At 63.6% G+C, this 20,579-nt stretch carries 15 protein-coding genes; 12 read left to right on the plus strand and 3 right to left on the minus strand.

Annotated elements, in window-relative coordinates; translation table 11 throughout:
- Positions 1 to 13: 13 nt before the first annotated feature.
- The 3 genes from DS839_RS24110 (at position 14) to olsB (ending at position 3,571) form a co-directional block, all read left to right on the plus strand.
- The gene (locus tag DS839_RS24110; RefSeq protein ID WP_119273049.1) at positions 14 to 481 is read left to right on the plus strand and encodes an Lrp/AsnC family transcriptional regulator; all 468 of its coding nucleotides are present in this window, start codon (positions 14 to 16) and stop codon (positions 479 to 481) included.
- Positions 482 to 631: 150 nt separating this feature from the next.
- On the plus strand, positions 632 to 2,494 hold the full coding sequence (locus DS839_RS24115; protein ID WP_119273050.1) for a response regulator: 1,863 nt from the start codon (positions 632 to 634) through the stop codon (positions 2,492 to 2,494).
- Positions 2,495 to 2,680: 186 nt separating this feature from the next.
- Entirely contained in the window at positions 2,681 to 3,571 is an 891-nt protein-coding gene (olsB, locus tag DS839_RS24120) for a l-ornithine N(alpha)-acyltransferase (RefSeq protein ID WP_368911877.1), read from the plus strand.
- A gap of 24 nt (positions 3,572 to 3,595) precedes the next feature.
- Here olsB and DS839_RS24125 read toward each other — a convergent pair whose 3' ends face one another.
- Positions 3,596 to 5,872: an NADP-dependent malic enzyme gene (locus DS839_RS24125; protein WP_119273052.1), complete on the minus strand. Its 2,277-nt coding sequence runs from the start codon at positions 5,870 to 5,872 to the stop codon at positions 3,596 to 3,598.
- A gap of 94 nt (positions 5,873 to 5,966) precedes the next feature.
- Here DS839_RS24125 and mutS point away from each other — a divergent pair, with 94 nt between their 5' ends.
- Genes mutS through murJ form a run of 3 tightly spaced genes read left to right on the plus strand, consistent with a single transcriptional unit; the run spans position 5,967 to position 13,025 of the window.
- On the plus strand, positions 5,967 to 8,666 hold the full coding sequence (gene mutS / locus DS839_RS24130) for a DNA mismatch repair protein MutS (RefSeq protein ID WP_119273053.1): 2,700 nt from the start codon (positions 5,967 to 5,969) through the stop codon (positions 8,664 to 8,666).
- Positions 8,663 to 11,416: a [protein-PII] uridylyltransferase gene (locus tag DS839_RS24135; protein ID WP_119273054.1), complete on the plus strand. Its 2,754-nt coding sequence runs from the start codon at positions 8,663 to 8,665 to the stop codon at positions 11,414 to 11,416. Before mutS ends, DS839_RS24135 begins: the two co-directional genes overlap by 4 nt.
- Before the next feature lie 40 nt (positions 11,417 to 11,456).
- Positions 11,457 to 13,025, plus strand: coding sequence for a murein biosynthesis integral membrane protein MurJ (gene murJ, locus DS839_RS24140; protein WP_119273055.1), 1,569 nt, complete (start codon positions 11,457 to 11,459; stop codon positions 13,023 to 13,025).
- Positions 13,026 to 13,035: 10 nt separating this feature from the next.
- On the opposite strand, the gene DS839_RS24145 is transcribed toward murJ, so the two are convergent.
- The gene (locus DS839_RS24145) at positions 13,036 to 13,620 is read right to left on the minus strand and encodes a Fic/DOC family protein (RefSeq protein WP_119273056.1); all 585 of its coding nucleotides are present in this window, start codon (positions 13,618 to 13,620) and stop codon (positions 13,036 to 13,038) included.
- 238 nt (positions 13,621 to 13,858) lie between these two features.
- Entirely contained in the window at positions 13,859 to 14,536 is a 678-nt protein-coding gene (locus DS839_RS24150) for a GNAT family N-acetyltransferase (protein ID WP_119273057.1), read from the minus strand.
- A gap of 73 nt (positions 14,537 to 14,609) precedes the next feature.
- Between DS839_RS24150 and DS839_RS24155 the strand changes: the two genes are divergently transcribed.
- The 6 genes from DS839_RS24155 to miaB all read left to right on the plus strand — a co-directional run bounded on the left by DS839_RS24155 (position 14,610) and on the right by miaB (position 20,552).
- Positions 14,610 to 15,494 carry a LysR family transcriptional regulator gene (locus DS839_RS24155; RefSeq protein WP_119273058.1) on the plus strand — a complete coding sequence of 295 codons (885 nt, stop codon included), beginning with the start codon at positions 14,610 to 14,612 and terminating at the stop codon, positions 15,492 to 15,494.
- Between the two features lie 66 nt (positions 15,495 to 15,560).
- Positions 15,561 to 16,598 carry a tryptophan--tRNA ligase gene (gene trpS, locus DS839_RS24160; RefSeq protein ID WP_119273059.1) on the plus strand — a complete coding sequence of 346 codons (1,038 nt, stop codon included), beginning with the start codon at positions 15,561 to 15,563 and terminating at the stop codon, positions 16,596 to 16,598.
- Positions 16,599 to 16,678: 80 nt separating this feature from the next.
- Positions 16,679 to 17,236 carry a NifU family protein gene (locus DS839_RS24165; RefSeq protein WP_119273060.1) on the plus strand — a complete coding sequence of 186 codons (558 nt, stop codon included), beginning with the start codon at positions 16,679 to 16,681 and terminating at the stop codon, positions 17,234 to 17,236.
- Positions 17,237 to 17,299: 63 nt separating this feature from the next.
- Complete coding sequence (tsaB, locus tag DS839_RS24170; protein ID WP_119273061.1) at positions 17,300 to 18,403, plus strand: tRNA (adenosine(37)-N6)-threonylcarbamoyltransferase complex dimerization subunit type 1 TsaB; 1,104 nt, start codon at positions 17,300 to 17,302, stop codon at positions 18,401 to 18,403.
- Positions 18,400 to 19,164, plus strand: a complete 765-nt coding sequence (locus tag DS839_RS24175; protein ID WP_119273062.1) for a lysophospholipid acyltransferase family protein — start codon at positions 18,400 to 18,402, stop codon at positions 19,162 to 19,164. The genes tsaB and DS839_RS24175 overlap by 4 nt, the downstream gene beginning before the upstream one ends.
- A 56-nt stretch (positions 19,165 to 19,220) precedes the next feature.
- The gene (gene miaB / locus DS839_RS24180) at positions 19,221 to 20,552 is read left to right on the plus strand and encodes a tRNA (N6-isopentenyl adenosine(37)-C2)-methylthiotransferase MiaB (RefSeq protein WP_368911879.1); all 1,332 of its coding nucleotides are present in this window, start codon (positions 19,221 to 19,223) and stop codon (positions 20,550 to 20,552) included.
- Positions 20,553 to 20,579 lie beyond the last annotated feature (27 nt).

Here is a 20,579-nt window from a genome sequence, read left to right on the forward strand (position 1 = left end):
TTCGGAGGTGATTATGAAGAATAACCGAAGAATCGCTGGAGCGAATCTCGACCCTGTCGACCGCCAGCTGCTGGCCACGCTGACCGACAATGCCCGCATCTCGCTCGCCGATCTTGGCCGCGTGCTCGGCATGTCGCCGCAAAGTGCCGCAGACCGCCTGCGCCGGCTCGAGGATGTGGGCGTGATCCAGGGATTTACCGCCAGGCTCGACCCGGCAGCGCTCGGCCTCGCCGTCGGCGCCTATATCCGCGTGCGCCCGGCGATGGGCGAGTTGCCGCGCGTCACCGCCTTGCTGGCCGATATTCCCGAGATCATCGAATGCGACCGCATCACCGGCGAGGATTGTTTCATGGCCAAGGTCTTCGTGGCGCGCATCGAGGATCTCGAGCGGGTCATCGACCGGCTCATCCCTTACGCGCAGACCAATACATCGATCATCCAGTCGTCGCCGGTCATGCGCCGCGCACCCAAATATTCTTAATGCCAGCGGACACGATAATTTGCGTCACGTAATTAGCGTTGTTGCAAATTTACCCTTTATTGACGCTCACTTTAACCGGTAGGCTTTTTCTAAGATGCCTGTGCGAATGAAAAGGTTAACAGGCGTCAGAAACGGCATGTGGCGAGCGAGATGAACTCCGATCGGAAAGAGGACGGTTCGATCGACCGCACGGCGGCGGTGACTGCGGCCTTGCGCCTATTGGCGCGTCCCGGCATCCGTTTCAGCCCCTGGCAGTTCACCGTCGGCGTATTGTGTGTGGCGGCGGGTCTCGCTTTCTGCATCGCCATGATTTTCGGCGCCGAGGGCCTCACCCGGGCCTGGGTGCCGGTCGGCCTGTTCCTGACCGCGGTCATCGCCCTCGCCGTCTATTTCGGCCGGCGGGCTTCCGACATGCGCCGCGAGAATGTCGAGGCCGTTCTCAACATGCTGCAACTGGCGCGCGCCGAAGCCGAAGCCGCCAACCACGCCAAGAGCCGCTTCCTGGCCGCGACCAGCCACGAGATCCGCACGCCGATGAACGGCATCATCGGCATGAACGGGCTTTTGCTCGACACCGAGCTCAACCCCGAGCAGCGCAACTATGCCGGCGCCGTCGATGCCTCGGCACGCTCGCTGCTCTCGATCATCGATGAGATTCTCGACATCTCCAAGATCGAATCGGGCCGCGTGGCCCTGGCGCCGGACTGGATCGATCCTCTGGTCCTCGCCGAGAGCGTGATCGAGCTTCTGGCGCCCCGCGCGCATGCCAAGGGGATCGAGATCACCTGTTCGGCCTCGGCCGACCTGCCGCCGCGCCTCCTCATCGATGAACTGCGCCTGCGCCAGATCCTGCTCAATCTCGCCGGCAACGCCATCAAATTCACGGAATCGGGCGGCGTCGCGATTAGCCTGTCGACGGCGCCCTGCGCCGGCGATCCCGAGCAGATCACCTTCATCGCCGCGGTCGCCGATTCAGGGATAGGCATGACGGTAGAAGAGCAATCCCGCATCTTCGAGGAATTCGCGCAAGGACGCGATGATACCGCACGCCGTTTCGGCGGCACCGGCTTGGGGCTTTCGATCTCGCGCAAGCTCGCTGAAGGCATGGGGGGTGAGATCACGGTCGAGAGCGCGCGCGGCAAGGGGTCGGTTTTCCGCGTGATGCTCCCGTGCGTGAGCGTGCGTCATGAAGGCGGCAACGAGCCTTTGAAGGGCCGCGCCTATGAGCTCGCTTTGCCGCCGGGGCCGACCTTCACGAGCCTCGAGGCGACGTTGAAAGTCCTTGGCGCCGAGACGCGGCATGTGGCGTCGGAGGCGGAGCTGCGCCAGGCCCTGTACAAGCCGCATTCCGCCAACGGCCTCATTTGCGATTCGAGCTTCGCTGCGACACTCGCCATCTGGCGGGCGGCGAATGAAGGCAAGCGGCCGGCGGGGAAGCCCGTCTTCATTCTGCTTCAGGCGGAAGAGCGCCGCGCCCTGCGCGATTTCCTGTCGACACCCTTTGCCGGCTATCTGCTGAAACCGCTCCGCCGCGCGACCTTGCTGCGCCAGCTCGTGCAGTCGGACGATCACACGATCGCGAGCGCAGTCAAGGATCTGCGGCGCATGACTCAAGGCGAGAGGAAAGTACCGCAACTGAACATCCTTCTCGCCGAGGACAATCCGGTCAACGCGTTCCTGACCCGCACCTTGCTCGAGAAGTCGAATCATTCGGTTCACCACGTGACAAATGGCAATGCGGTGCTGGACTATATTGCCAAGGGTGGGCGGCCCGATCTCATCATCATGGATGTCCAGATGCCGGAGCTGGACGGGCTCGAGACGGCCCGCCGGCTGAGAAATGGCGATCTCGTGCCCGATGTTCCCATTCTGGCGCTGACCGCCAATGCGAGCGCTGCCGATGAAGCGGAATGCCTGGCCGCCGGCATGAGCGGCCATATGGCGAAACCTTTCGACCGTCAGGACCTCGATGAGGCGATCGCCGCCCTGACCGCCAAGCGACCGGCGGCTTGACCTGGCGGTTCATGCGCTAAATACCATATTTTGGTCATGTTAATCGCTTCGGCTTCCTCTGAAGCGATCGTGATTAGGTGCCTTTGTCTTCGGATTGTTACAATTCTTGGCCGAACTTTCTTTGTCCGGCAGTCTGTGGCACTGTGCGGAGGCCGGCGACGGGCCGGTTTGCGGAGGCAGGGCTTGATGGCCGTCTATTCTCTGGCACCTGGCCCCCGCAGTGGGGCGACAAGGCAAGAGGACATTGTGCCGGGCTTCGTGCTCGGCACGAAAGCCGATCTGACTGTCAGGCTCGCCGACGGCGCGGCCGATGTCGATGCGGCACAGCATCTGCGCTACCGCGTCTTTTATGAGGAGCTCGACGCCAGGCCCTCCGCCGAGGCGCTGGTGTCGCGACGCGATGCCGATCGCTATGACCCGATCTGCGATCACCTTCTCGTCGTGCGCAAGGGCGCCGCTCTGGGACCCGACGAGATTCGCGTCGCCGACGGCGAAGTCGTCGGCACCTATCGGCTGCTCCGGCAATCGGTCGCCGAGCGCAACGGTGGTTTCTACACCCAGGCCGAATTCGATATCGCACCGCTCATTGCCCGCCACAGCGGGCTCAAATTCCTCGAGCTCGGCCGCTCCTGCGTCCTCAAACCCTATCGCACCAAGCCGGTCGTCGAACTGCTCTGGCAGGGCATCTGGAACTATGTCCGGCTCTACGACCTCGATGTGATGCTGGGCTGCGCCAGCCTCGAAGGCACCGATCCCACGCACCATGCCATGGGACTGAGCTTCATGGCGCAGAATTCCGTCGCACCCGCCGAATGGCAAGTGTCAGCACTTCCCGAACGGAAGATCGAGATGAACCTGCTGCCGCCCGCCAAGGTCGACGCCAAGCGGGCTCTGCGCATGCTGCCGCCCTTGATCAAGGGCTATTTGCGGATCGGCTGCTATGTCGGCGACGGTGCCGTGATCGACCATCAGTTCAACACCATCGACGTGCTGATCATCCTGCCCGTCTCGGCGATCAATCCGCGCTATTTCTCCTATTTCGGCCAACCCGGCGAGGACCCCCTCGCGCAATTGTGAGAGGGTTCACCAAGAAGCATCGTCTTACCGGTTGATGTCGTAAGCCGCGATCGCCGCCAGATTGACGATATCGGTCGCGGTCGCCGACATGGCGGCGATCTGCACCGGCTTGTCGAGGCCGGTGAGCAGTGGGCCGACCACGGTGACCCCGCCCAGTTGCTGCAGGAGCTTGGTCGAGATCGAGGCCGAATGCGCCGCCGGCATCACCAGCACATTGGCAGGTCCGGTCAGGCGGCAGAAGGGATAGAGCGCCATCGCCTCGCGCGACAGCGCCACATCGGGGCCCATCTCGCCGTCATATTCGAAATCGACATTGCGCTTGTCGAGGATGGTCACCGCGTTGCGCACATATTCGGAGCGCTCGCCCTTGGGATAGCCGAAGGTGGAATAGGACAGGAAGGCGACCTTGGGCTCATAGCCGAAGCGGCGCGCGACACCTGCGGCCTCCTGCGCGATATCGGCGAGTTCCTCGGCCGACGGCAATTCGTGGATCGACGTATCGGCGATGAACACGGTGCGCCCGCGCACCAACGCCATGGAGACGCCGATCGGCTGGTGGCCGGGACGGTTGTCGATGGCGCGCCTGACATTGTCGAGGGCGACGGAGAAGTTGCGCGTCAGGCCCGTCACCACCGCATCGGCGTCGTTGAGCGCCAGCATGCAGGCGGCGAAGACGTTGCGGTCGTTGTTGACGAGGCGCTGGCAGTCGCGGAACAGGAAGCCGTTGCGCTGCAGGCGTTCATAGAGATAGTTGGCGTAATCGACATTGCGCGCCGAGAGCTTGGCATTGGTGATCTCGACATTCTCGTTCAGTTCGACGGCGTTGGCTTTCAGTGCCTCCTCGACATGCGCCTCGCGGCCGATCAGGATCGCCTTGCCGAGGCCGTTATTGGCGAAGCTGTTGGCGGCGCGGATCATCCGGTCCTCCTCGCCCTCGGCGAAGACGACGCGCTTCGGGTTGGACCGGACATGCTCGAAGATGTTCTGCAGCGTGCCGGCAATCGGATTGAGCCGTGCCGAGAGCTGGTCGGCATACTCATCGAGATCGGCGATGGCCTTGCGCGCCACGCCCGATTCCATCGCCGCGCGCGCCACCGCGACGGGAATGCGCGAGATGAGGCGCGGGTCGAAGGGCACCGGGATGAGGTAGCCCGGGCCGAATTGCATGCGCGAGCCGTGATAGGCGGCCGCGACCTCGTCGGGCACCTCTTCGCGCGCCAGCGCCGCCAGCGCTTCAGCCGCGGCGATCTTCATCAGGTCGTTGATGGTGCGGGCGCGCACGTCGAGGGCGCCGCGAAAGATATAGGGAAAGCCCAGCACATTGTTGACCTGGTTGGGATAGTCCGAGCGCCCCGTGGCCATGATAGCGTCGTCCCTGACCTTGGCGACTTCTTCCGGCGTGATCTCGGGATCGGGATTGGCCATGGCGAAGATGATCGGGTTCTTCGCCATGCTCTTGACCATTTGCGGCGTCAGCGCGCCGGCGGCGGAGAGGCCGAAGAACACATCCGCCCCTTCCATCGCCTCGGCGAGCGTGCGCGCCTTGGTCTCGATCGCATGCGCCGACTTCCACTGGTTCATGCCCTCGCTGCGGCCCTTGTAGACGACGCCCTTCGAGTCGGCGAGGATGACGTTCTGCGGCGGGACGCCCATGGATTTGATGAGCTCGATGCAGGCGATCGCCGCCGCACCCGCGCCATTGCAGACGAGCTTGAAGTTCTTGATGTCGCGCTTGGTGATCTCGAGGGCATTGATGAGGGCCGCCGCCGAGATGATCGCGGTGCCGTGCTGGTCGTCATGGAAGACCGGTATGTCCATGAGCTCGCGCAGGCGCTGCTCGATGATGAAGCATTCGGGTGCCTTGATGTCCTCGAGATTGATGCCGCCGAAGGAGGGCCCGAGATAGCGCACCGCACCGATGAACTCGTTGACGTCCTTGGTGTCGACCTCGAGATCGATCGAATCGACATCGGCGAAGCGCTTGAACAGCACCGCCTTGCCTTCCATGACCGGCTTTGCGGCGAGAGGCCCGAGATCGCCCAGGCCCAGGATGGCGGTGCCGTTGGTGATGACGGCAACGAAGTTGCCCTTGGCGGTATAGTCATAGGCGGTGTCGGGGTCCTCGGCGATCTTGCGCACCGGCACGGCGACGCCGGGGCTGTAGGCCAGCGACAGATCGCGCTGGGTGGCCATCGGCTTGGTCGGATTTATTTCCAGCTTGCCCGGTTTGCCGCGCTGATGGAAAAGCAGCGCCTCCTGTTCGGTAAAGCTCGGTCGGGCCGCCCGTTTATCTGTACTCATGTTTTCCCCATAAATGTCGGGGGCCGACAGTAGAGGCAGCTCTGCCCGATCTCAAGGTCATTGATTCCGCTCCAACTTGTCGTATCAAGGCGCGATGAACGACATGAACGCCCAGAGGGATGCTGTCGCGGCGACACCGATGATGGCCCAGTATCTCGAGATCAAGGCGGCCCATCCCGGTTGCCTCCTGTTCTATCGCATGGGCGATTTCTATGAATTGTTCTTCGCCGACGCCGAGGCGGCGTCGCGGGTCCTGGGGATAGCGCTGACCAAGCGCGGCCGCCATCTGGGCGAGGAGATCCCGATGTGCGGCGTGCCGATCCATTCCTCCGACCAGTATCTGGAGCGGCTGATCCGCGCCGGCCATCGCGTCGCCATTTGCGAGCAGCTCGAAGACCCGGCCGAGGCGAAGAAGCGGGGGGCCAAATCCGTCGTCCGCCGCGACGTCATCCGCCTCATCACGCCCGGCACTTTGACCGAGGACACGCTGCTCAAGAGCGCCAAGAACAACTTCATCGCCAGCCTGGCGCGCATCAAGGCGGATGCGAGCCTGGCGCTCGCTTTCGCCGACATCTCGTCCGGCGAATTCGTCGTCATCCCGGTCTCAGGCGACCGCCTGGCGGCCGAGCTTGCCGCACTCGAGCCCGGCGAGATCATCTATCCCGATGGGCTCGCCGAACCAAACCTCGTATTCCAACTCGAGGCTACGGGGGCGGCGCTGACGCCCTTGGCCGCGAGCCGTTTCGACAGCACGGCCGCGGAGAAGCGGCTCAAGGATCATTTCGGCGTCTCGGCGCTCGACGGCTTCGGCGCCTTCACCCGGGCGGAAGTCGCGAGCCTCGGAACCCTTCTCGATTACGTGCTCCTGACCCAGGTCGGCCGGGTGCCGGTCCTGCGCGCGCCACGGCGCGAGGAGCCGTCCGACCGGATGATCATCGACCAGGCCACGCGCACCAATCTCGAGCTGACGAAGAGCCTGGCCGGCGAGACGGGGACGAGCCTGCTGTCGATCCTCGACCGCACCGTCACCGCCGCGGGTGCGAGGCTCCTGACGCGAAGGCTCGCGTCGCCTCTGACCGATCCGCAAGCGATCTCGAGCCGGCTCGATTCGGTGAGCTTCTTCGTCGAGGCACGCGATCTGCGCGAAAGCGCACGCAAGGAGCTGCGCCAGTTCCCCGATATCGAGCGGGCCTTGTCGCGCCTGGCGCTGGGGCGCGGCGGCCCGCGCGACCTGGCCTCGCTTTGCGCCGGCTTGCAGGCGGCCGAGGTGCTGAATGAGAGACTGCGCCAGCCGCAAGGTTTCTCGGCTCTGTCGGCGGAGCTCACGCAGGCCGAAGCCGTATTGTCCGACCGGCCGGCCGTGCTTCTCGCCGATCTTGCCGCGGTGCTGGGCGAGGACCTGCCGCTCAATGCCCGCGATGGCGGCTTCGTCAAGGAGGGCTATTCGCAGGAGCTCGACGACCATCGCCGGCTGCGCGACGAGACGAAGCAGGTCATCGCGCAATTGCAGGCCGATTATGCCGGGGAAACCGGCATCAAGTCGCTGAAGATCAAGCACAACAATGTGCTGGGCTATTTCATCGAGGTGACGGCGCAAAATGCAGCGCCCCTGCAGGCGCCGCCGCATAATGCGAAATTCTTCCACCGCCAGACGATCGCGAGCGCCGTGCGCTTCGTGACGCAGGAGCTCTCGACGCTCGAGGAGCGCATCGCGTCTGCCGCCAATCGCGCGCTGGCGCTGGAGCTCGAGATCTTCGAGCGCCTGACCGAGGCCGTCAAAGCGCAATCGCACCGCCTCTCGGCCATGGCCGAGGCCATCGCCACGATCGACGTCGCCTCCGCTCTCGCCGAACTGGCCGCCCGACGCAATTACGTGCGTCCGGCCGTCGATCGCTCGCTTCGCATCGATATCGCGCAAGGCCGCCATCCGGTGGTCGAGGCGATGCTCGTGCAAAAAGCCGAGACGCCTTTCGTCGCCAACGACTGCCGCTTGTCTTCCGACGACAAGCGCATCTGGCTCCTGACCGGGCCCAACATGGCAGGCAAGTCGACTTTTCTCCGCCAGAACGCGCTGATCGTGATCATGGCGCAAATGGGCTCGTTCGTTCCGGCCAGATCGGCGCATCTCGGCATTGTCGACCGCCTGTTCAGCCGCGTGGGTGCCGCCGACGACCTGGCGCGCGGACGCTCGACCTTCATGGTCGAGATGGTCGAGACGGCAGCCATTCTCAATCAGGCGACCGAACGCTCCTTCGTCATCCTGGACGAGATCGGGCGCGGCACCGCGACCTTCGACGGCCTGTCCATCGCCTGGGCGGCGGTCGAGCATCTGCATGAGGTCAATCGCTCGCGTGCCTTGTTCGCCACGCATTATCACGAGCTCACGGCGCTTGCCGGCAGGCTCACCGGCGTCGCCAATGCGACGGTCAAGGTGCGCGAATGGCAGGGCGATGTGGTGTTCCTGCATGAAGTGGTGGCGGGCGTCGCCGATCGCTCCTACGGTATCCAGGTGGCGAAGCTCGCCGGCCTCCCCGCGCCGGTGATCACGCGCGCCGCCGAGGTCCTGGCCTTGCTCGAAAAGAAGGACGAGCCGGGGGCGGGTGCCGATTCGCTCTTCGCCGACCTGCCGCTCTTCTCCGTCGCGCGCCCCAGATCGGCGAGCCCCGCCGTTGCTGCGGAACCGACCGCGCTCGAGACGCGCTTGGCCGAGATCGTGCCCGATGATCTCTCGCCGCGCGATGCGCTGGCGCTGCTTTATGAATTGCGCGCCATGCTCAAGCGATCGCCGCAATGACGCCCGCGAAAAAGCTGCCGGCCTTGGTAGATGGTGCCGCGCTGCGCCAGAGGCTGGCCGAGCTTGGCTCCGGCCCCGACTTGCGCAAGCGCGTGGTCGAGATCCTCAAGGAGACGATCAAGGCGGCGCGCGCCGAGGCCGAACGCCGCCTGATGGCGGACGGCAAGGGCACGCAATGCGCGATGCTCCTGGCCCGAGCGCAGGATGAGATCATTCATGCGCTCTATGACTATGCCGTGCGCAAGCTCTACCGCGCTTCCAATCCTTCAGAGGCCGAGCGGCTCACCATCGTTGCCGTTGGCGGCTATGGGCGCGGCACGCTGGCGCCGGGCTCCGACATCGATCTCCTGTTCCTCTTACCCTACAAGCAGACCGGCTGGAGCGAGAGCGTCATCGAATTCATTCTCTACTCGCTGTGGGACACGCGCCTCAAGGTCGGCCACGCGACGAGGAGCGTCGATGACTGCATCAGGCTGGCGCAATCGGACTCGACCATCCTCACCGCCATCCTCGAGGCGCGCTTTATCTGCGGGGAGCCGACGCTCTTCGAAACATTGACCAAGCGCTTCCGCAAGGAGATCGCCGCCAAGGGGGCGAAGGCCTTCGTCGCGAGCAAGCTTGCCGAGCGCGACGAGCGCCATTTCAAGGCGGGCGAAAGCCGCTATCTGGTCGAGCCCGATGTCAAGAATGGCAAGGGCGGCCTGCGCGATCTGCATACTTTGTTCTGGATCGCGAAATTCCTGTCGGGCGCCAATTCGACCAAGGAACTGGCCGAGAAGGGCGTGTTCACGAAGGACGAGCTGGCGCTGTTCGAGAAGAGCGAGGATTTCCTGTGGGCGGTGCGCTGCCATTTGCACTTCGTCGCCAAGCGCGCCGAGGACCGCTTGAGCTTCGACCGCCAGCCCGATCTCGCCGAGCGCCTGGGCTACAAGGCGCATGCCGGCTTGAAGCATGTCGAGCGCTTCATGAAGCATTATTTCCTGGTCGCCAAGGATGTCGGCGACCTGACCCGCATATTCTCGGCCTCGCTCGAGGCCAAGGAAATGAAGGCAACGCCGGTCTTCGGCCGGATGCTCGGCCGGTTCGCTTCGCGCCGCTCGGGCCTGATCGAAGGGGCGCCCGATTTTCGCATCGAAGCCAACCGCCTGACCATTGCGGATGAAGACGTGCTGATCAAGACGCCGATCAACATCATCCGGCTCTTCTGGCTGGCGGCCGAGAAGGACCTCGAAATCCACCCCGATGCGCTCAAGGCGGTGCGGCGCAATCTTTCGCGCATCGACAAGGATCTGCGCGTCGAGCCCGAGGCCAATGCTCTGTTCTTGCGCATGCTGACCGACGCGCGCGATCCCGAGACGGCCTTGCGGCGCATGAACGAGGCGGGCGTGCTCGGCCGCTTCATCCCCGAATTCGGCCGGATCGTCGCCATGATGCAATTCAACATGTACCATCACTATACGGTCGACGAGCATCTGATCCGCGCCGTCGGCATTCTCGCGGCAATCGAGCGCGGGCGCTTTTCCTCGGACCATCCGCTGTCGACCGAGATCTTTCCGACCGTGTCGAGCCGCCGGGCGCTCTATGTCGCGGTTCTCCTCCATGACATTGCCAAGGGTCGCAAGGAAAGCCATTCCATCGCCGGCGAGCGCGTGGCGAAGACCCTGTGCCCGCGATTGGGCCTCTCGGCGCCCGAGACCGAGACGGTCGCGTGGCTCATCCGCCATCATCTTCTGATGAGCGAGACGGCGCAGATGCGCGATCTCAACGACTTCAAGACCATCCTCGATTTCGCCAATGTCGTGCAGTCGCCGGAGCGCCTGAAGCTTTTGCTCATCCTCACCGTCGCCGACATCCGCGCGGTCGGGCCCACCGCTTGGAACGGCTGGAAGGGCCAGCTCCTGCGCACGCTCTATTTCGAGACCGAGCCTATCTTGTCCGGCGGGCATACCAGCATCTCGCGCAAGGAGCGCGTCGCCGAGGCGCAGGCGAGATTCTTCGCCCATCATCCCGGCTGGACGGTGGAACAGAAGGCCGCCTATGCGGCGCGCCACTATGATGCTTATTGGCTCAATGTCGATACCGACAAGCAGGTCGCGCATGAGCAGCTGATGGCGCGCGCCAGGGCTGAAGGCGAGCCGGTCGCGACGGAAGTCCAGACCGATGAGTTTACCGCCATCACCGAGCTCACCATCCATGCGCCGGATCATCCGCGCTTCCTAGCGCTCATCACCGGCGCCTGTGCCGCGGCCAATGCCAATATCGTCGGCGCCCAGATCTTCACCACCGCCGACAGCCTGGCGCTCGACACCATTCTCATCCAGCGGCAGTTCGCCAATAGCGAGGATGAGGCGAGGCGCGCCGAGCGGGTGGCGAGCCTCGTCCGTCAGGTGCTGAAGGGCGAGGTCAGGATCAAGGACCTGATTGCCAAGGTCCAGCATCCGGAAGCGCGGCTCCAGGCCTTCACTGTGCCGCCGCGCGTCATCATCGACAATGAATCGTCCAACCTCTTCACCGTGATCGAGGTGAACGGCCTCGACCGCGTCGGCATCCTCTATGATCTGACCGAGGCGCTCTATCACCTCAGTCTCAATATCGGCTCGGCCCATATCACGACCTATGGCGAGCGTGTCATCGACGTCTTTTATGTGACCGACCTGACCGGCGCCAAGATCGTGAGCGCGCCGCGCCATGCCGAGATCGAGCGCCGACTTTTGGCCGTACTTGCCAAGCAGAAAGAGGCGGCACTCTAGAGCCTTGTGAGAATCCCCCCGGCAAAATAGAAATTCAACCATGACCCTCCTCAAATCGGCAGCGACCGTGGGCGGGCTCACTCTGGTGAGCCGGGCGGCGGGCTTCATTCGCGACATGCTGACCGCCTCCGTGCTCGGCACCGGCCCGGTGGCGCAGGCCTTCGTCGTCGCCTTCCGCTTCCCCAACCTGTTCCGTTCGCTCTTCGCCGAGGGTGCTTTCAACTCGGCCTTCGTGCCGATGTTCGCCAAGAAGCTGGAGGGGGGCGGGGAAAGCGAGGCGCGAAGCTTCGCCGAGGACATCTTCGCGGTCATGTTCGCCTGGCTGCTTTTGTTCACGGCCCTGGCGCAGATCGCCATGCCGCTCCTGATGTATGGCATCGCCCCAGGCTTCGCCGATGAGCCGGCGAAGTTCGACCTCTCGGTGGCGCTCACCCGCATTGCCTTTCCCTATCTGCTGTTCATGTCCTTGACCGCCTTGCAGTCGGGCGTCCTCAACAGCCTGCGCCGCTTCGTCGCCGCGGCCTGTGCGCCGATCCTGCTCAACCTGGTCATGATCGCGACCTTGCTCTTCGTCCGCTATATGGGCTGGGGCGACAGCGAATTGACCGGCTATGCCCTGGTCTGGGGCGTGTGCGCCGCGGGCGTCGCCCAGTTCCTCTTGCTCTATATCGCCTGCAGCCGCGCCAATATGCGCATGCGTCTCAAATGGCCGAAGCTGACCCCCGACGCGAAACGGCTGATCCGCCTCGGCATACCGGGCGTAATAGCCGGCGGCATCACGCAAGTGAACATCCTGATCGCCACCATGATCGCGACGACCATCGATCGCGCCGTGTCCTATCTCTATTATGCCGACCGCGTCTATCAGCTGCCTTTGGGCGTCGTCGGCGTCGCCATCGGCGTCGTGCTCTTGCCGGAAATGGCGCGCAAATTGCGCGCCGGCGACGAGGCGGGAGCGCTGCTCAGCCAGAACCGGGCGCTCGAATTCGCGCTCTTCCTCACTTTGCCCGCGACCATCGCGCTCATCGCCATTCCCTTCGCCATCGTCAATGTCTGTTTCGAGCACGGCGTCTTCGTCAGGAGCGATTCGATCGCCACCTCTTACGCGCTCGCGGCCTTCGCCATGGGCTTGCCTGCCTTCGTCATCAACAAGGTGTTCTCGCCGGGCTTCTTCGCGCGCGAGGACACCAAGCGGCCGATGATGTTCGCCATCACCTCGGTCGTCGTGAATGTGGTGGGGAGCTTCGTCCTGTCGCGCTACATCGGCCATGTCGGCATCGCGCTTGCGACCGCGCTCGCGGCCTGGGTCAATGCGACGTTGCTCGGCGTGACGCTCGGCCGTTACGGGCACTTCACCGCCGATCAGCGTCTGCGCAGCCGCCTGCCGCGCATCATCGCCGCAAGCCTCGTCATGGGCGCCATCCTCCTGGGCGGCTTCTATTTCGCCGCCCCCATCTTCACCGACAGCCATCCGCTATGGCTGCGCGCGCTGGTGCTCATCGGGCTCGTCGCCCTGGGGGGCATCAGCTATTTCCTGCTCGCCCATCTCTTCGGCGCGATGAAGCTCAGCGAGATCAGGAAGATGACGCGTCGCGGGCCGGCGGCGTAAATGCAAATAGTCAGGTCTTCAGTCGAACAAGTTCAGTCCGCAGCAGGTGCACTTCGCCACTAAAACTGGCGATCATCGCGGCCAAGAAAGAGGCGGGCTCGATCCGGGACAGATCGAGCGGGTATCCGGCCCGCGCAGCGATCAAAAAGAGAAAGCTGAGCTGAGATCGCCCATTGCCGTCGCGAAACGGGTGAATGGCGTTGAGCTCAGCCAGGTATTCGGCGGCGGCCGTTACAAACTCGTCGAAAGAACTGCTGCCGGTAAAAGGTTCGTCTTTGAGCCGCGCGAAAAGCAAATTCATTTGCGCATCGATATACTCAGGATAGCAGAAGGCGTTACCGTCCTTGGCGGTGCGGACCGTGCGATAGCGGCCAGCCCATCGATAGACATCCTGAAACAGATGGCGGTGGATCGCTTTGTAATGATTAGGATCGAAGCATCCCACGGGCAGGGGCTCCTCTGCGCGCAAGGATGACATTTCCAGCTCGAAATCCCGAAGGGCGCCTATATGCCTGAGACCAGCTTTATTCTTGAGAACTACCGTACCTTTGTAGCAATAAGGATCATCGAAGGCATCATAGCCTCCGTAGGTCATTTCCGATCACTGTTTGCTTTATAGGCACGTAGAACCACGGCTCGCTTTTCGTCCTGGCTCAGACCAGCGCCCTTCAGTTGGTCCAGACGCTTCTGGCTTGTAGTACCGAGCCGCAGTCCTTCGACAGCCGAAATAGCCGCGAACGCCCTTGCACCGAGCACCTGCGATTTCGATCTGGGTTTGCGCTTGTCAGAGAATGAATTCATCGGGTCACATTACACTTCTCGGCCGAGGGTTGCTAGTTGCCAGTGGCTTTCGTGTTCAGCGCCCTCTGCATCAGCACGGTGTCGACCCATTGCTCGTGTTTGAAGCCGACCTCGCGCAGCGTGCCGACCATGTGGAAGCCCAGGCTCTCATGCAGCGCGATCGAAGCCCTGTTGCCACTGTTGCCGATGATGGCGATCATCTGCCGCCAGGGGCCTTTCTCGCAGTCCTGGATGAGCTGGCTCAACAGCGCCCGGCCGATGCCTTCACCCGCCGCATGGCGGTCGACATAGACCGAATTCTCGATGGTGAAGCGATAGGCCGAGCGCGTCCGATAGGGTCCGGCATAGGCATAGCCGACGATCTCGGCCTTCCGCTCGGCGACGATATAGGGGAAGGCCCCACTCTTGAGGCTGCGGAAGCGGGCCCGCATGTCATCGACGCTGGGCGGTGCTTCCTCGAAGGAGGCGAGCCCCGTAGCGACGTGATCGCCATAGATGCGCTGCACGCCCGGCATGTCGGCTTCGGTCGCGGGTCTGAGAGAGAAACTGAGCGATGGCTGCATGGTGAAAGGGTCTATGCCGATATCGACAAGATGATGGAGTCCGAGCTCGCGCAAGAGCGCATTTTGCCGCCAGCGCGAACGGGGCGAGCCCGACACATAGCGCCATAGCTGCACGCGGAAATCCCTGATCCGTCCGGCGGTATCCATGAATGGAAGGATCGGCGCTCCTAGCGGCAAAGTAAAATTTATAGTATTAATACATCAGATAAGGAAATATTTGATGCAGCGGCCGAGCCTCACCCAGCTCCAGACCCTCGCCGAAGTGGCGGGCGCCGGGAGCTTCCTGGCCGCCGCCAGGAAGCTCGGCCTCACCCAGCCGGCGGTCAGCCTGCGCATCCACCAGCTCGAGCAGGCTTTGGGACTGCGGCTCATCGAAAGGGTCGGCCGGCGCGCCCAGCCGACCACCGCCGGCGCCACGCTTTTGGGCTATGTGAAGCAGATCGATGCGACGCTGGACGAGGCCTTGCGCGCGCTCTCCCGCCACAGTGCCAGTGTCGCGGGCAAAGTGCGGCTGGGTACCGGGGCCACGGCCTGCATCTATTTGCTGCCGCCGGTCTTGCGGGCGCTCAAAACCCGTTATCCGGGGATCGAGATCGCTGTCCGCACCGGCAATTCGGGAGAGATCCTGGAAGCGCTCGCCGCCAATGAGCTCGATGTGGCGGTCGTCACCTTGCCGGCGCCGGGCCGCAGCTTCGAGGTCAAGGTCATGATCGAGGACGAGATGGTGGCGGCCTACCCCGCCGATGCCGCGCCCGCGGACAGGTTGACCCCTGCCTTCTTCGCGCGCCAGCCGGGGATACTGCTCTATGAGCCGGCCGGCAATTCCAGGCTCGTCATCGACCGATGGTTCAGAGAGGCGGGCGAGCTGGCGAGGCCCGGCATGGAGCTCGGCAATATCGAGGCGATCAAGAAGATGGTGGGGGCGGGGCTGGGTTTGAGCATCATCCCCGAGATGGCGGTAGGCCCGGGGGATGAAGGGCTCGCGGTGAGGCCCCTCTCGCCGCGCCTCCATCGCCGGATCGGCATGGTGCTGCGGCGCGACAAGGTGCCCGACAAGGCGCTCAAGGCCGTGATCAAGGCGCTGACCGGCCTTGCCAGGCGTTAACAAAACCGGCCTTCACTTGCCGAAGGTTTACGGGCATAAGCAGCCCGGTTTTTGAGGAATTCGAGAATGACCGCTTCGACACTTCGCGTCTTTTCCGGCATGCAGCCGACGCACAACCTGCATCTCGGCAACTATCTTGGCGCCATGGTCAACTGGATCAAGATGCAGGCGACCCATGAATGCATCTATTGCGTGGTCGACATGCACGCCATTACTTTGTGGCAGGAGCCCAAGGACCTCAGGCAACATATACGCGACGTGACCGCGGCCTATCTCGCTTGCGGCCTCGATCCCAAGCGCTCGATCATCTTCAATCAGAGCCAGGTGGCAGAGCATGCCGAGCTCGCCTGGGTGCTGAATTGCGTGGCGCGACTGGGCTGGCTCAACCGCATGACGCAGTTCAAGGAGAAGGCCGGCAAGGACAAGGAGGCGGCCTCCGTCGGCCTCTATGACTATCCCGTGCTCATGGCGGCCGACATCCTGCTCTATCACGCGACCCATGTGCCGGTGGGCGATGACCAGAAGCAGCATCTGGAACTGTCCCGCGACATCGCCCAGAAGTTCAATATCGATTACGCCGAGGCGATTGCGCAAGCAGGCTATAATGACGGCTTCTTCCCCTTGCCCGAGCCTTTCATCACGGGGCCGGCGACGCGGGTCATGAGCCTGCGCGACGGCACCAAGAAGATGTCGAAATCCGATCCTTCCGACCTCTCGCGCATCAATCTCATCGACGATGCCGACACCATCGCCAAGAAGTTCAAGAAGGCGAAGACCGACCCCGATGCGCTGCCGAGCGAGGTCGCAGGATTGAAGGGGCGGCCGGAAGCCGAGAATCTCGTCGGCATCTATGCGGCCCTCGCCGGCCAGACCGCCGCAGAGGTCCTGAAGGATCATGGCGGGTCGCAGTTCTCGGCTTTCAAGCCGGCGCTGATCGACCTCGCGGTCGCAAAATTGAGCCCGATCGCCGCCGAAAAGCGTAGGCTCGAGGAAGATCCTTCCTATATTGATGGCGTACTCGCCGATGGGGCGAGGAGAGCGCGGGTCATCGCCCAGCCGATCTATCGCAAGGTGAAGGAGATTGTAGGTTTCGTGTCGGCCTGACGTAAGCCAGCAGGATTTGACACAGCTTAAAATCATTCTAAACTGAGCCCGTGGGTCTCGAGACCCGAAAGGATTCACCGATGTTCATCCAGACCGAAGCCACCCCCAATCCGGCCACGCTCAAATTCCTGCCCGGCAAGCCGGTCCTTCCGGGCGCGACCCGCGACTACCGCTCTGCCGATGAGGCGATGGAATCGCCGCTCGCCGAGCGCTTGTTCTCGATCAAGGGCGTGTCCGGCGTGTTCCTGGGCCAGGATTTTGTCACCGTCACCAAGAAGGAAGGCGAATGGCAGCATCTGAAGCCTGCCATTCTGGGCCTGATCATGGAGCACTATCTGGCCGACGCGCCGGTGCTGACCAAGCCCGCCCAAGGCGATCTGCCGACCGAGGAAGATTTCGATGAGGCCGACAAGGAGATCGTCACCACCATCAAGGAGCTGCTCGAGACGCGGGTGCGCCCGGCGGTGGCCCAGGATGGCGGCGACATCACCTTCCAGGGCTATCATGAAGGCGTCGTCTTCCTGAATATGAAAGGCTCGTGCTCCGGCTGCCCGAGCTCGACGGCGACGCTCAAGCACGGCATCGAGAACCTGCTGCGTCATTTCATCCCGGAAGTGACCGAGGTCCGCCCGGTCTGATCCCGCTCAGGTCACCGCAAAACCGGTTCCATCCATCGCGGATCATGCGATAAATCGCCCCGCATGCTTCTGGCTTTCGATACCTCCATGGCGGCCTGCTCGGCGGCCGTTTACGACGTGGCCCAGGGCCAGGTACGGGCTTCTCGCTTCGCATCGATGGAGCGCGGCCATGCCGATGCCCTGGCGCCGATGATCAAGGCGGTCATGGACGAAGCGGGCCTCGCCTTCCCCGACCTCGAGCGCATCGGCGTCACGCTGGGGCCCGGCACCTTCACTGGGGTCAGGACCGGCATCGCCATGGCGCGTGGGCTCGCTCTGGCGCTCGACCGCCCGGTCGCCGGCATCGACACGCTCTCTGCCATCGCCGCCAATGCGGCGAGCGGTAGGAGCCCTCTGGTGATCGCGGCCGATGCCCGGCGCGACGAGGTCTATTTCGCGATTGCGGGAGGGCCGCCCTCTCCTCTGGTCCTGCCGGTCAGCGAAGCGGCGCGCCGTCTGCCTTCGGGCGAGAGCTTCGTCCTGGGGACGGGGGCCGAAGCGCTGATCGCCGCCGCACCTTCCGGGCGCCTGATTCGCCTCAAGGATGGCGATCTGCCCGATGCCCGGAATTTTGCCGGGCTTTGCGCGCGCCTCACGCCGTTGAATACGCCACCCGAGCCGCTTTATCTGAGACCGCCCGACGCCAGGCCGCAGGCGCAAGGATCACGCCCGCCATCGCCGGTGACGATCCGCCAGGCCTCGGTCGGCGAGGCATCGCTTCTCGCCGCCCTCCATGCCGAATGTTTTGACAATGCCTGGACGGCGGCGGAATTTGCCAAGCTGATGGCCATGCCCGGTGCCCAGACCTATCTCGCTTGCGAAGGCGACGAGCCTTTGGCCTTTCTCCTGGCGCGCCGGGCGGCCGGCGAAGCGGAGATCCTCACCATCGGCACGCGTCCCTTCGCGCGCCGGCGCGGCATCGCCGGTTTGCTCATGTCTCATCTCGGCCAAGAGTTGCGCAAGACGAAGGAGGCGCAGCTCTTCATCGAAGTGGCGGCGGACAATGAAGCGGGCCGCGCTCTCTATGTGCGCGAGGGCTTCAGCGTGACCGGCAGGCGCAGGGCCTATTACGAGAAGCCGGGCGGCGCGCGCGAGGACGCGATTGTGATGATGAAGGCGCTCGCATGACGGCGCTGCGCGCAGGTGTGAAGCTCGCGGGCTTCATCGCCATGACCTTGCCGGGACTGCCGGTGCAGCGTGCTCTGATCGCGCTTTCCGAAAAGGGCGCCCGCCGCTTTCCCTATCTCTATCACCGCGCCGTCACCCGCTGGCTCGGCATCAGGCTGAACATCATCGGCGAGCCGGTCAGGGACCGCCCCTGCCTCATCGCCTCGAACCACGTGTCCTGGCTCGACATCACGGTCTTGAGCGCCGTAACGCCTTTGTCCTTCATCGCCAAAAAGGAGGTCAATTCCTGGCCGGGCTTCGGCACGCTGGCGCGTCTCCAGCGCACCGTCTTCATCGATCGCGATCGGCGCCAGAGCACCAGCGTCTCGCGCGATGAGATGCAAGAGCGCCTCAAGGTGGGCGAGACGCTGGTGCTTTTCGCCGAAGGCACGTCGAGCGACGGCTGGCGCGTGCTGCCCTTCAAGAGCGCCTATTTCGCCGCCGCCGAGATCCCCGGCGTCGTGGTGCAGCCGGTGACCCTTGCCTATCGCGGCCATTGGGGTATCCCGATGATGCGGCGGAACCGGCCTCTTTTCGCCTGGTACGGCGACATGGAAATGGAATCGCATCTCTGGCAGGCCTTGGCGCAGGGACCGATCGAGGTCGATGTCATATGCCACAAGCCCCTGACCTTGGCCGAGGCCGGCAACCGCAAGGCGCTTGCGAGGCTCGCCGAAGATACGGTGCGCCGCGGTCTCGTCGAGGCTTTCGCCAGGCCATGACAGACCCGGCAAAATGGTCTAGACCACGCCCCGCTTCTTGTTTGGAATAGGACGCTGTGAAGAAGGTCCATATCAAATCCTATGGCTGTCAGATGAATGTCTATGACAGCCAGCGCATGGGCGATCTCTTGGCACCCCTGGGTTATGAAGCCGCGGGGGAACCGGAGGATGCCGATTTGATCATCCTCAACACCTGCCACATCCGCGAGAAGGCGGCCGAGAAGGTCTATTCCGAGCTCGGCAAATTGCGCCGCCTGAAGGAAGAGCGTCGCGGCAACGACAGGGCGCCGGTGATCGCCGTCGCGGGTTGCGTGGCGCAGGCCGAGGGCGAGGAGATCGTGCGCCGCCAGAAGGCCGTCGATCTCGTCTTCGGCCCGCAGACCTATCATCGCCTGCCCCAGCTCCTGAAAGCCCATGCCATATCGGGAAAGCCGGTCGTCGAGACCGAGTTTCCGGCGGAAGACAAGTTCGAGCATCTGGCGAAGGCCATGCCGAAGCGCGGCGTCACCGCTTTCCTCACCGTTCAGGAGGGTTGCGACAAATTCTGCACCTTCTGCGTCGTGCCTTATACGCGCGGCAGCGAATTCTCGCGCCCCGTCGCCCAGATCGAAGCTGAGGCGCGTGCCCTCGTCGAGGCGGGCGTGCGCGAGGTGACGCTGCTCGGCCAGAATGTGAATGCCTATCATGGCGCGGGGCCGGACGGCGAGAACTGGCCTTTGGCGCGCCTCATCACACATCTGTCACGCATCGATGGCATGGAACGTTTGCGCTTCACAACATCGCACCCGCGCGACATGTCGGATGATCTGATTGCCGCCCATGCCGAGACTTCGAAGCTGATGCCCTATCTGCATCTGCCCATCCAGGCGGGCTCGGACCGCATCCTCAAGGACATGAATCGCGGCCATAGCGCCGAAGATTATCTGAAGCTCATCGCCCGTATCCGCAAGGCGCGTCCCGACATCGCGCTGTCGGGCGATTTCATCGTCGGATTCCCGGGCGAGAGCGAGGCCGATTTCGAAGCCACGCTCGCCATCGTCCGCGCGGCGCGCTATGCCTCGGCCTTCTCCTTCAAATATTCGCCGCGGCCCGGGACGCCTGCGGCGGAAATGGCGGCCCAGGTTCCGGACGAGGTCAAGTCCGACCGCCTGGCGAGGCTCCAGGCGCTTCTTGGAACCCAGCAGCAGGCCTTCAACCAGGCCTGCCTGGGACGAGAAATGCCTATTCTCCTGGAGAAGCCCGGCCGCCATCCGGGCCAGATGGTGGGCCGTTCACCCTATTTGCAAAGCGTGTATATTGACGCCGGGACACATGGTATTGGGGACATGGTGAACGTGACCATCGACGCTGTTGGATCGAACAGCCTTTCGGCCCATATTCAAGCCTAGATGCCAGTGATTCTCCCATCCCGAACC

It is taken from the genome of Taklimakanibacter deserti (assembly GCA_003574785.1).